General features: G+C 63.3%; 13 protein-coding genes. All 13 read left to right on the plus strand.

Annotated features, from left to right (window positions below):
* The first annotated feature begins 281 nt into the window (after positions 1–281).
* The 13 genes from NKJ91_RS08010 (at position 282) to NKJ91_RS08070 (ending at position 12590) form a co-directional block, all read left to right on the plus strand.
* A complete protein-coding gene (locus NKJ91_RS08010; RefSeq protein WP_502903561.1) occupies positions 282–1574 on the plus strand; it encodes an imelysin family protein in 1293 nt (430 codons plus the stop codon).
* Between the two features lie 56 nt (positions 1575–1630).
* Complete coding sequence (locus NKJ91_RS08015) at positions 1631–1942, plus strand: (2Fe-2S)-binding protein (RefSeq protein WP_023676882.1); 312 nt, start codon at positions 1631–1633, stop codon at positions 1940–1942.
* Positions 1908–2393, plus strand: a complete 486-nt coding sequence (gene bfr, locus NKJ91_RS08020) for a bacterioferritin (protein WP_023676883.1) — start codon at positions 1908–1910, stop codon at positions 2391–2393. The genes NKJ91_RS08015 and bfr overlap by 35 nt, the downstream gene beginning before the upstream one ends.
* 12 nt (positions 2394–2405) lie before the next feature.
* Complete coding sequence (locus tag NKJ91_RS08025) at positions 2406–4013, plus strand: di-heme oxidoreductase family protein (protein ID WP_352455105.1); 1608 nt, start codon at positions 2406–2408, stop codon at positions 4011–4013.
* Complete coding sequence (locus NKJ91_RS08030; protein ID WP_352455106.1) at positions 4013–5086, plus strand: imelysin family protein; 1074 nt, start codon at positions 4013–4015, stop codon at positions 5084–5086. Before NKJ91_RS08025 ends, NKJ91_RS08030 begins: the two co-directional genes overlap by 1 nt.
* 2 nt (positions 5087–5088) lie before the next feature.
* On the plus strand, positions 5089–6195 hold the full coding sequence (locus NKJ91_RS08035; RefSeq protein WP_352455107.1) for a DUF1513 domain-containing protein: 1107 nt from the start codon (positions 5089–5091) through the stop codon (positions 6193–6195).
* A 160-nt stretch (positions 6196–6355) separates the two neighbouring features.
* Positions 6356–7108, plus strand: a complete 753-nt coding sequence (gene tsaB, locus NKJ91_RS08040) for a tRNA (adenosine(37)-N6)-threonylcarbamoyltransferase complex dimerization subunit type 1 TsaB (RefSeq protein WP_352455108.1) — start codon at positions 6356–6358, stop codon at positions 7106–7108.
* On the plus strand, positions 7108–7602 hold the full coding sequence (gene rimI / locus NKJ91_RS08045) for a ribosomal protein S18-alanine N-acetyltransferase (RefSeq protein ID WP_023676888.1): 495 nt from the start codon (positions 7108–7110) through the stop codon (positions 7600–7602). Before tsaB ends, rimI begins: the two co-directional genes overlap by 1 nt.
* A gap of 21 nt (positions 7603–7623) precedes the next feature.
* Positions 7624–8424, plus strand: a complete 801-nt coding sequence (gene olsA, locus NKJ91_RS08050) for a lyso-ornithine lipid O-acyltransferase (protein WP_352455109.1) — start codon at positions 7624–7626, stop codon at positions 8422–8424.
* Positions 8425–8487: 63 nt separating this feature from the next.
* Entirely contained in the window at positions 8488–9897 is a 1410-nt protein-coding gene (miaB, locus tag NKJ91_RS08055) for a tRNA (N6-isopentenyl adenosine(37)-C2)-methylthiotransferase MiaB (RefSeq protein ID WP_352455110.1), read from the plus strand.
* Positions 9898–9923: 26 nt separating this feature from the next.
* A complete protein-coding gene (locus NKJ91_RS08060; RefSeq protein ID WP_352455111.1) occupies positions 9924–10973 on the plus strand; it encodes a PhoH family protein in 1050 nt (349 codons plus the stop codon).
* A gap of 17 nt (positions 10974–10990) precedes the next feature.
* Positions 10991–11488, plus strand: a complete 498-nt coding sequence (ybeY, locus tag NKJ91_RS08065; protein ID WP_352448596.1) for an rRNA maturation RNase YbeY — start codon at positions 10991–10993, stop codon at positions 11486–11488.
* Between the two features lie 28 nt (positions 11489–11516).
* The gene (locus NKJ91_RS08070) at positions 11517–12590 is read left to right on the plus strand and encodes a hemolysin family protein (protein WP_352448597.1); all 1074 of its coding nucleotides are present in this window, start codon (positions 11517–11519) and stop codon (positions 12588–12590) included.
* The last annotated feature ends 41 nt before the right edge of the window (positions 12591–12631 follow it).

Genomic DNA, 12631 nt, shown 5'->3' on the forward strand with positions numbered 1-12631 from the left:
GTTAAAGTTGACCGTTCTAGTTTAGAATAATTCTAAACTGTTGTTTCAATTGAATTTTTTCTATGCCACCAGTTGACATCCGGCGTCTTCGCCGTTTTATGGAAGCTCGCGCGTCAGCGCATCCCTTTGATGTCTGGGCCTTGAACCCTTTCGATTGGAGGCATTTCGGTGTCTTTCTTCCGCGAACCGCGCGATGGCGCGACCCTTCTTTGCCCGCTGGCAACTGCCCGCCGCGGCGCCGGCATTTCATTGATTCCCGAGGAGAGACAATCATGAGAACGATGATCACGGCGCGGTATGGCGGCAGGCTTGCGGCGATCGGCGCCACCGCGATGCTGACGGCGGCCGTGTTCGTGCTGCCGGCCAAGGCGCAAACCGATGCCAAGGCGGTCATCAAGACCTATTCCGACATTGCGCTCGCCAAATACGAGGATTCGCTGATCACGGCCGAGGCGCTCGACAAGGCTGTCGATGCGCTGCTCGCCAAGCCATCTGCCGAAACGCTGAACGCCGCCCGCGAGGCCTGGAAGGCATCGCGCGTTCCCTATCAGCAGACCGAGGTCTATCGCTTCGGTAATGCCATCGTCGACGACTGGGAAGGCAAGGTGAACTCCTGGCCGCTCGACGAAGGCTTGATCGACTATGTCGCCAAGAGCTACGGCACCGAGTCGGACGCCAACGTGCTCTACACCGCCAATGTGATCGCCAACAAGTCGATCGAGATCAACGGCAAGAAGGTCGACGCCACCGACCTGACGCCGGAGTTCCTCTCCGGCACCCTGCAGGAGGCCGGCGGTATCGAGGCCAATGTGGCGACCGGCTATCACGCCATCGAATTCCTGCTTTGGGGTCAGGACCTGCACGGCACCGGTCCGGGCGCCGGCGAACGGCCCTACACCGACTACGACCTCGCCAATTGCACCGGCGGCAATTGCGACCGTCGCGGACAGTATCTGAAATCGGCGAGCGACCTTCTGGTTTCCGATCTAAAGGATATGGTCGACGACTGGAAGGAAGGCGGCGCCGCCCGCAAGAACCTTGTCGATGGCGAGCCGAACGCCGCCATTTCGACCATCTTCACCGGCATGGGCTCGCTGTCCTATGGCGAGCTCGCCGGAGAGCGGATGAAGCTCGGCCTCTTGTTGCACGATCCGGAAGAGGAGCACGATTGCTTCTCCGACAATACCTACAACTCCCATCTTTACGATGCGATCGGCATCCGTGCCGCCTATCACGGCAGCTACAAGCGGCTCGACGGCACTGTCGTCGAGGGGTCGTCGGTGGCCGACATGGTCAAGGCGGCCGACCCGGCGGTTGACAAGGAATTGTCGGACAAACTGGACGTCACCGTCGCCAAGATGGAGGCCATCAAGGCGCGGGCGCTTGCCGGCGAGGCCTATGACCAGCAGATCGGAGAAGGCAACACGGAAGGCAATGCCACTGTGCAGGCGGCGATCGACGCGCTGGTCGATCAGACCAAGTCGGTCGAACGCGCCGTCGGTACCCTGAAGCTCAATGCGATAGCCTTCGAGGGCTCGGACAGCCTCGATTCACCGGACAAGGTGTTCCAATAGACTATCGAAACCACCAGCCACGCGACGCAACGAAGCGCCGTTAGCCAGAGCGACAAATGCTGATCTGCCATTGCAACATCATCACCGAAAAGGAGATAGAGCAGACGATCGTCGGACTGCTGGATGAGGACCCCTGGCAGCTGATCGTGCCGGCGAAGGTCTATCACGCCATGCACAAGCGCGGTCGCTGTTGCGGCTGCTTCCCAAATGTGGTCGAAACGATCATTCGGGTCACCGAAAATTACCATGCCCGCTCGGCGGCGAGTGGCGTGGACATCGTTTCACACCTGGATCGCGTCAGAGGCCTACGCGTCCAATACGGGAGCAGAACCCATGAAAGGCGAACAGCAGATCATAGAGCGGCTTAACGAGGCTCTGTTTCTGGAACTTGGGGCGGTCAATCAATACTGGGTGCATTTCCGGCTGCTGGAAGACTGGGGATACGCCAAGCTAGCGAAGAAGGAACGCGCTGAATCGATCGAGGAAATGCACCATGCCGACCGGCTCGTGGCGCGCATCATCTTCCTCGAGGGCCATCCGAACCTGCAGTCCGTGGCTCCGCTGCGCATCGGGCAGAATGTCAAGGAAGTGCTCGAATCCGATCTTGCCGGCGAATATGACGCGCGCACCGCCTACAAGCGTTCGCGCGAGGTTTGTAACGAAGCAGGCGACTACGTGACGATGAAGCTGTTCGAGGAATTGCTGGCTGACGAGGAAGGTCACATCGACTTCCTCGAGACGCAACTCGACCTGCTCGCCTCGATCGGCGAAGAAAAGTACGGCCAACTCAACGCAGCGTCGGCCGACGAGGCGGAATAAGGACATGCCGGAATGCGGCGCCCCCTAGATTTCATGCGCCGCTTGCGGCCGGCCGAGCATTGTGGCCTGCCGCCTCAGAAGAAGCCGCGATACGGTATCCTTCGCGGCGCCTTTCTTGCCGTGGTGGCGACGCTCACAGCCTCGGCGCTGGCCGGGGCGCCGCAACCGGCGGGGCTTGCCACCAGCCGCACGGATCTGACGCCGAAGGATCTGGCGCGCGTCATCGCCATTACCAGGCCGACCAGCGATTTCTCCAAGCCCGAGCAATTCGAGCTGATGCAGGGCGGCGCCGGCACCTCGAAGAAGGACGTCAACAAGGACGCCTTCTCGCAATCCTCTGCCAACATCAGCTTCGAGGAAGAGGGTACCTTCAAGCTCGGCAACGCCATTTTCCGCAAGAACTGGGTGTCCTCGCCATCCTCGACACAAGCCTCGGATGGGCTCGGTCCGTTGTTCAACGAGCGCGCCTGCCAGAACTGTCATCTGAAGGACGGCCGCGGCCATCCGCCCGAAGGCGACAGCGGCACCACCTCGATGTTCCTGCGCCTGGCAAGGGAAGCCAGTACCGAGGAGGAGAAAGCCGCGCTCGCCGATCACAAGGTGCTCAACTTTCCCGACCCGGTCTATGGCACGCAGCTGCAGGAATTAGCCGTTCCCGGCCTGCAGGGCGAAGGCAGGATGCATGTCGACTATCAGGACGAGAAGGTGAAATTGGCGGACGGCAGCACGGTGTCGCTGCGCAAGCCGAGCTATTCGGTCGACGGTCTCGCCTACGGGGCGCTCGATCCACACACCACGCTGTCGCCGCGCATGACGCCGCCGATGATCGGCCTTGGCCTGGTCGAGCAGATCGCTCCTGCCGACATCCTTACGCGTGCCGATGCGGCCGACCGCGATGGTGACGGGATTTCCGGCAGGCCAAACATAATACGCGACGCCAGCAGCGGTGAACTGACGCTCGGCCGTTTCGGCTGGAAGGCGCAGGCGGCATCGATCCGCCAGCAATCGGCGGACGCTTTTACCGGCGATATCGGCATTTCGACGCCTGAGGTGCCGAAGCACTGGGGCGATTGCAGCGCCGCGGAAAAGACCTGCCTTGCCCAACCTAACGGTGTACAGGAGCGCCTCGGTCCGGTCGAAGCGCCGCCGCCGGTCATGGACCTCGTGACCTTCTATTCGCAAAACCTTGCCGTGCCGGCCCGGCGCGATCTCGACAGACCGGACGTGCTCGCCGGCAAAAAACTGTTCTACGATATGGGCTGTATCTCCTGCCATACGCCGAAATTCGTCACCCGTCGCGGCACCCCGAACAAGGCGCAGGCCTTCCAGCTGATCTGGCCGTATTCCGATTTCCTGCTGCATGACATGGGACCCGGTCTTGCCGACGGACAGGCGGTGGGCGAGGCCACGGGAAGCGAATGGCGCACGCCGCCACTGTGGGGCATCGGGCTCACCCAGACCGTCAGCGGCAACACCTTCTTCCTGCATGACGGGCGCGCACGAAGCCTGGCCGAGGCGATTCTGTGGCATGGCGGCGAGGGCCAGAAGGCGCGTGACCGCTTTGCCGCTGCCGATGCGGCCGACCGCGCCGCGCTGATCAAGTTTCTGGAGTCGCTCTGATGCGGAAGCGTCTTGCATTCGCTCTGATGCTGGTCCTCGCCGGTGCGCTGCCGGCATCCGCGGCGGTGAAGGCTTCGGATGTGATCCAGCGGGCGATCGACGGCTTCGTCCGCCCGGCCTATGCCAGACTGCATGACCATGCGGACAGCTTGGCCAAGACCATGCACGCGCTTTGCCAAGCGCCCTCGCGAGACAATCTCCATGCGGCACGCGCCGAATTCTCGGGTGTCGTGGATGCCTGGTCGGTGGTGGAAATCATCCGTTTCGGGCCGATCGCGGAAAACAACCGGCTTGAGCGCATGCTGTTTTGGCCGGACCGCAAGAGCATCGGCCTGAAGCAGGTGCAGGCAGCACTTGCCGGCAAGGATCCGACAGCCGCCGATCCGGCCCAGCTGGCTGCAAAGAGCGTCGCCATGCAAGGGCTCGGCGCACTGGAATTCGTCCTCTACGGCGACGGAGCCGGTCAATTGGTCGGCAGGGACGACGCCTATCGCTGCGCCTACGGTGCGGCCATTGCCGGCAATGTCGAGACGATTGCCGGCCAGGTTGGCGATGCCTGGAACGAGCCCAACGGCTTTGCCGCGCTCTGGGCCAATCCGGGTCCGCAGAACGCGCTCTACCACGACGGAACTGAAGCGGTGACCGAACTGGTCGGCGTCTTCATCAACGAGCTGGAAATGGTCCGCGACGTACGCCTGAAAGGCTTCCTGGGCGCCAAGCCGGAGGCCGACAAACCGAAACAGGCGATCTATTGGCGCTCGCAAAACACCGCCCGCTCGCTGACCGGGAATCTGGCGGGCATGGACACGCTGTTCCAGGCCTCGCAGCTTGGCGACGCGCTGCCGCCCGATGCGCGCTGGATGGCAGAATCGGTCCACATCCAGCTCACCAACGGGATCGAGGCGGCCAAGGCGATCAGGGGACCGATCGACAAGGCACTTGCCGATCCGGCGCAGCGCCAGAAGCTCGATTATTTCTCGCTGGTGACATCCAGCCTGACGACCCTGATCGGCACCAGGCTGACCGCCGAATTCGGCCTGACCGCCGGGTTCTCGTCATTGGATGGCGACTGATCATGAGGACGCCGCTGATCGATCGGCGCGATTTCCTGAGGGCCGCAGGCGCTGGTTTCGTAGCGGCGATGGCGCCGTCGGCCTGGGCAAAGACACTCGACGCCGACGCGGTCTTCGCCACCGCTTTCGTCAAGCGCGACGGCAGCTATGGCGCGGCCGTCCTGTCCGAGGCGGGCAAGTTGTTGCACACGATCGATCTGCCCGATCGGGGCCATGACGTTACCTTCGACCCGGTGTCCAAGCGTTCGGTGGTGTTTGCCAGGCAGCCGGGCACCTTTGCTGTCGTCTTCGACCATACCGGCCGCAATGAACCGCGCACCATTGCCAGCGTTGCCGGCCGGCATTTCTTCGGCCATGGCGTGTTCTCGGCCGATGGCACGCTGCTCTACGCAACCGAGAACGATTTCGACAATGCCGCCGGCGTCGTCGGCGTCTATGACGCACATGCGAAATTCAAGCGCATCGGCGAGTTTCCAACCTACGGCATGGGCCCACACGAGCTTTTGCTGCTTTCCGATGGCAGGACGATTGCTGTGGCCAATGGCGGCATCGAGACGCATCCGGATTATGGCCGCGCCGAGCTCAACATCGCAACGATGAAGCCTTCCTATGTTCTGGTCGACCGCCTTACCGGCGATCTCACCGAAAAGCACGAATTGCCGCCGGCGCTGCACCAATTGTCGATCCGCCATATGGATGCCGACCGGTCCGGCACCGTCTGGTTCGGCTGCCAGTACAGGGGGCCGGGTACCGATCGTCCCCCGCTGGTTGGCCGCGCGCCGCGCGGCAAGGACTTGCAATTGCTCGATATGTCGCAGGATGTGCTCTCCGGCTTCAGGAACTATATCGGCTCGGTCGCCGCCAACCCTGCCGCCGGCACCATCGCCGTGTCTTCGCCTGAGGGCAATTCGCTTGCCGTGATCGACGCGGCCAGCGGCCGCATCGTCGCCACCAAGGCGCTGGTCGAGGTTTGCGGCGTTGCAGCCGATGGGGAAAGCTTCATGGCGACGACCGGCGCCGGCGAAATCATCGAAGCCGGGGGCGCGACCCGTTCCGAGCCGGACTATGTCTGGGACAATCACGTGCTGCGTATCGAGCAGATCGGCTAGTCCTGGCACCGGTTTGTGGCAGTTACGTTCGTCGAAACTTACCGTCTTGAACCTGAGCCGAAGCAAAGTCGCCTGACGATTTATCCATTATGCCCTTGCGGTGATGAGCCCTGGCGGGCAGAGGGAAGCTGTTTTCGAAACTGTCTCAACCGGCCGCTTCATGAAGTTGCTTGCCATCGACTGTGCCGCCAATCTCTGCGCCGCCTGCGTCTACGACGCGGCGGCCGGGAAGGAACTCGGCCGTTCGGTGATCGATCTTGGCAAGGGCCATGCGGAACATTTGATGGCCGTGATCGAGGGAGCATTGAAGGCGGCTGGAACCGATTATGCCAGCCTCGGCGCCATTGCCGTTTCCACCGGTCCGGGCTCCTTCACCGGTCTGCGCGTCGGCGTCTCGGCGGCGCGCGGCCTTGCGCTGGCGCTGAAAATACCGGCGATCGGCGTGACGACTCTTGAAGCATTGGCGGCGCAAGCAAGAGCGACGTTTCCCGGCCGCGCCGCGCTCGCCGCGCTCGATGCAGGGCGCGAGGAAATCCATGCGGCACTCTACGATGAAGCATCCGCTTTGATTTACGGTCCCTCGGTGACCACGCTCTCGCAAGCCGCCGCCATCGCGGTTGACAGCTCCGCGGTTCTGGCCGGTACGGCGGCAACGCAAATTGCCGCCTCGGCCGGGCGCGCCTTCGACGTCGGCGCGACAGCGGCCACCGCCGACATCGCCGTCTATGCCCGGCTGGCCGCCGCGCAACGTGCCGGTAAAAAGGGCAAGGGCGAAAAGCCGAAACCGCTCTATCTGCGCGGCGCCGACGCAAAGCCTCAGGGAGGCTTTATTCTATCGAGGCAAGACCATGATCCCAAAAAGTGGAAACCGTTTTTGGGAAAAGATCATGGTCCAAACGGAAACAAGTCCTGATGCGCATTCCCTTCCTCCAGTCGCGCCGCAGGGACTATGCGCTCGAGCCGTTGACGGTTGCCGATAGCGCGGCCATGTCGGTGCTGCATCGCGAGGATTTCGCGCGGCCGTGGACCGACGACGAATTCGCCGCGCTGCTCGAGCAGGACACGGTGTTCGGCTATGCCGCGCGCGAGACCGGACAGGGTGCCAAGCCGCCGGTCGGCTTCGTGCTGGCGCGGCTGGCGGCCGGCGAGGGGGAGATCCTGACGGTCGCGGTGGCACGCTCGCATCGGCGCCGGGGGCTCGGCTGGCAATTGATGGATGCGGTGCTGCGTGAACTGCACGCACAGCGCGCCGAGGCGCTTTTCCTTGAGGTCGACGAGACCAATGTCGCCGCGATCGCGCTCTACCGGCGGTTCGGCTTCCGCGAGGTCGGCAAGCGTGCCAACTATTACAAGTCGCCGGAGCACGGCCCGACCGGCGCGCTTGTCATGCGCCGCGATCTTCGTTAGCCAAACGCCGGGGTGGTGCGGATGATCGGAAAAATCAGGATTTTCCTGGCGCTGGGGCTGGTTGTCGTCGGCTCGCTGGTGCTTGTGCCGCTGCAGATCTTGTCGATGCGGACCGGGCTCTGGCGCGAGACCTTCATCCTGAAAATCTGGCACAGGATGATTGTCAGGACGCTGGGGCTGCGCATCCATGTCAAGGGAGCGCTGTCCGGCCAGCGCCCATTGCTGATTGCTGCCAACCACATCTCCTGGACCGACATCATGGTGCTGGGGTCGATGGTCGACGTGACGTTCATCGCCAGGGCCGATATGGCCGGCTGGCCGTTGATCGGCATGCTGTCGAAGCTGCAGCGCACGGTATTCATCGAACGTGAGCGTAAGCGTTCGTCGGGCGACCAGGCGAGCGAGATCGCCGGCCGCATGGCCAAGGGCGACGCCATGGTGCTGTTTGCCGAAGGCTCGACCGGCGACGGCAACATGATCCTGCCGTTCAAGAGCACGCTGTTCGGCGCCGCTACAATGGCGATTGCGGAAGGGGCGGCCGAACAGGTCTTCATCCAGCCGGTGGCGATCGTCTATACGCGCCTGCATGGCGTGCCGCTCGGCCGCCGGCATCGGCCGGTTGCCGCCTGGATCGGCGACGAGGAGCTGATGCCGCACCTCAAGGTGCTGATGGCCGAGGGCGCCCTCGACGTCGAGGTGCATTTTGGCGAGGCGATTGCTTTCTCCAAGGGCTCCAGCCGCAAGGAGACAGCAAAGCAGATGGAACGCCAGGTGCGCGAGATGGTGCAGGCGGCGCTCGCCGAACCGCGTCCGAGCCGGTAGGCTGCGCAGGTTCCGGCCAGATTCGTCTGTTTTTTGTCGGGGAAAGGCGCTAGAAGCCGCGAAATGGAATTGAACACGATAGAACGCGACGACATCGGCGCTGCCGCCGAAGACCTGGTCGTTCCGCCTGCCGCGACCAGAAAGGTCTTCGTCAAGACCTATGGCTGCCAGATGAACGTTTACGATTCGCAGCGCATGACCGATGCGCTGGCGGCCGACGGCTATGCCGCGACAGACGCTATCGGCGAGGCCGATCTGGTGCTGCTCAACACCTGCCACATCCGCGAGAAAGCGGCGGAAAAAGTCTATTCCGAACTTGGGCGCATCCGTGAGTTGAAGGCCGAGCGTGCAAAGGCCGGGCGCGAAATGCTGGTCGGCGTCGCCGGCTGCGTGGCGCAGGCCGAGGGTGCCGAGATCATCCGCCGCTCGCCGGCCGTCGACCTGGTCATCGGCCCGCAGACCTACCACCGGCTGCCCGGTGTGCTGGCGAGGGCGCGTGGCGGCGAAAAGATCGTCGAGACCGACTATGCCGTCGAGGACAAGTTCGAGCATCTGCCGCAGCCGAAGCGCGCCGAACTGATCAGGCGCGGCGTGACGGCGTTCTTGACCGTTCAGGAAGGCTGCGACAAGTTCTGCACCTTCTGTGTCGTGCCCTATACGCGCGGCTCGGAAGTCTCGCGGCCGGTGGCACAGATCGTCGCCGAGGCCGAGCGCCTGGCAGATGCCGGCGTGCGCGAGGTGACGCTGCTCGGCCAGAACGTCAACGCCTGGCACGGAAGAGGTGAAGACGGCGAGGAATGGGGCCTTGGCCGGCTACTGTTCAGGCTGGCAGAGATTCCAGGTCTGGCGCGGCTGCGCTACACAACCAGTCATCCGCGCGACATGGACGATGAATTGATCGCCGCCCATCGTGATTTGCCGACGCTGATGCCCTATCTACATTTACCGGTGCAGTCCGGCTCCGACCGCATACTCAAGGCGATGAACCGCAGGCATATGGCCAAGGACTATCTGACGTTGATCGACCGCATCCGTGCCGCGCGGAGCGATATTGCACTGTCGGGCGACTTTATCGTCGGCTTTCCCGGCGAGACGGAAGCCGATTTCGAGGCGACCATGCAGTTGGTCGAAGACGTCAACTATGCCTCGGCCTTTTCGTTCAAATATTCGCCGCGCCCCGGCACGCCGGGCGCCGAGATGAGCGATCACGTGCCGGAGGCCGTCAAGGACGAGCGCCTGCAGCGGCTGCAGGCGCTGCTGCTGAAACAGCAGCAGCATTTCGGCGCAAGCCTGGTCGGCAGGACCATCGACACGCTGATCGAAAAGCCGGGCCGCCAGGCCGGCCAGAAGGTTGGCCGCTCGCCCTGGCTGCAGCCGGTTATTGTTGATGAAAAGGCCGGCGAAATCGGTGACATTATCCAGGTACGAATCACGAAGACGGGCTACAACAGCCTGTTCGCCGAATTGGCCTGAAGGTCTCGGCAGATGAGGAGAGACGGTTGAGCGCTGCTGAAGTCAAGAACCTGCCCCAGAATCTACCCTCCGGGGCGTCGGATATCGCGCACATCGTACTGACTTTCGACAATAACAAGCTTGCCAGCGCCCTTTACGGCCAGTTCGACGAGAATCTGGCCCGACTCGAGCAGAAGCTCGGCGTCGATATCCGCTCGCGCGGCAATCAATTGACCATCAAGGGCTCTTCCTCGGCCGCCGAGCAGGCACGCCGCGCCTTGGACAATCTTTACGGCATTCTGCAGAAAGGCACCGACATCGGCCAGTCCGATGTCGACGGCGCCGTGCGCATGGCGATCGCCAGCGACGACCAGCTGACGCTGCCGACGCTGGAGCGCAAGGGCAAGATGTCCGCCGCCCAGATATCGACGCGCAAGAAGACGATCTATGCCCGCTCGCTGAACCAAGACGCCTACATGCGCGCGCTGGAGCGGTCGGAACTCGTCTTCGGCATCGGCCCGGCCGGCACCGGAAAGACCTATCTGGCGGTGGCGCATGCGGCAATGCTGCTCGAACGCGGCATGGTCGAACGCATCGTGCTGTCGCGCCCCGCGGTCGAGGCCGGTGAACGGCTTGGCTTTCTGCCGGGTGATATGAAGGAGAAGGTCGATCCCTATCTGCGGCCGCTCTATGACGCGCTCTACGACATGATGCCGGCCGACAAGGTCGAGCGGGCGATTGCCGCCGAGGTCATCGAGATCGCGCCGCTGGCGTTCATGCGCGGCCGTACGCTGGCGCACGCTGCCGTCATACTCGACGAGGCGCAGAACACCACGCCGATGCAGATGAAGATGTTCCTGACCCGGCTCGGCGAGAACTCGCGCATGATCGTCACCGGTGATCCGACCCAGATCGATCTGCCGCCAAACACCAAGTCCGGCCTGGTCGAGGCGCTGAGAATCCTCGACGGCGTCACCGGCATGGTGACGGTCCGCTTCAACGAAGGCGACGTCGTCAGGCATCCGCTGGTCGCCGAGATCGTCAAGGCCTATGACCGCGACGGCAAGCTAGCCAGGGGCCTGGGTGTCGAAAGCTGATATGATTATGCGGCCGCATGGCTGAGGAGCAAAAGGCGGGGGGGCCGCTTCCCGTCGAGATCGATATCGCGATCGAGGCGGGCGACTGGCCCGACGAGACGACGCTGACGCGGCTGGTCGACCACGCCGTCTCGGCCGCCTTTGCCGAAACCGGTGCCGACGGGCGTTCCGAGCTCAGCATCGTCTTTTCCGACGATGCCCGTATCCGCACGCTCAATGCCGGCTGGCGCGGCAAGGACAAGCCGACCAACGTCCTGTCTTTTCCGGCTTTTCCGTTTGCCAGGGGCGGGCCTCTGCCGCCGATGCTCGGCGACATCGTGCTGGCCGCCGAGACTGTCGCGCGCGAGGCGGCACTGGAAGACAAGCCCATCGAGGACCATATCTCCCATCTCGTCATCCATGGCCTGCTGCATTTGCTGGGCTATGATCACGAAACCGATGCCGAAGCGGAACTGATGGAAGCGACAGAGCGCGCAGCACTTGCGAGGCTTGCCATTCCCGATCCCTACACGTAATTACAAAAGACCAATTGACCGGACGATGATGAACGACAAACCAGAGACTGCCGCCCGCTCCGACGCCGGCAGTGTGATCAAGCCTTCCGAAACGACGGAAGAGGGCTCGAGTCCGAGTACCACGACCGGCAGCTTCGCCAGCGAGGCATCGCCTGCCGGTCCTTCCCTGTTCGATCGCGTGCTCGGGCTTTTCAGGCACCGCAACGGCACCAGCCTGCGCGAGGAGATTGCCGGTGCGCTTGCCGAAACGGCGAGCGATGCAGAATCCTTCTCGCCCGGCGAACGCGCCATGCTCAACAACATCCTGCGCCTGCGCGAAGTGCGCGTCGAGGACGTCATGGTGCCGCGCGCCGACATCGAGGCGGTCGAGATCACGACGAAGCTCGGCGATCTTCTGGGGCTGTTCGAGCAGTCCGGCCATTCCCGTATGCCGGTCTATTCGGAGACGCTCGACGACCCGCGCGGCATGGTCCATATCCGCGACGTGCTGGCGCACATCACCAAGGTCGCCCGCGTCAGAAAGGGCAGGACGACCAGGAAAACCCCGGTCGCGACTGTTCTCGATCTCGCCCAGGTCGATCTGGCGCGCACCATCGGCGATCTCAACCTGATCCGACCGGTGCTGTTCGTGCCGCCGTCGATGCTCGCCTCCGACCTGATGGGGCGGATGCAGACGACGCGGACCCAGATGGCGCTGGTCATCGACGAATATGGCGGCACTGACGGTCTCGTCTCGCTCGAGGATATCGTCGAGATGGTGGTCGGCGACATCGAGGACGAGCATGACGAGGACGAGCCGATGATTACCCAGGCCGGCGAAGGCGTCTTCATCGTCGACGGCAAGGCCGAGATCGACGACGTCGCCAAGATGATCGGCGAGGATTTCGCCGCCGGCGAGCACGGCGAATATGTCGACACGATCGGCGGCATGATCTTCAACACGCTTGGCCGGGTGCCGGCGCGCGGCGAAGTGGTGCAGGCCATACCCGGCTTCGAGTTCCATGTGCTCGACGCCGATCCGCGCCGCGTCAAGCGCGTGCGCATCGTCGAGACCCTGAAGGGCGAGCGCCGCCGCCGCGCCGTCCGCACCGAGCAGGCTTGAAAGACGCGGCTTGCCCGATGCCGGTTGAGGACCCGTTCAAG

Origin of the sequence: Mesorhizobium sp. M0040 (genome assembly GCF_040323505.1) — a bacterium.
Lineage (GTDB): Bacteria > Pseudomonadota > Alphaproteobacteria > Rhizobiales > Rhizobiaceae > Mesorhizobium.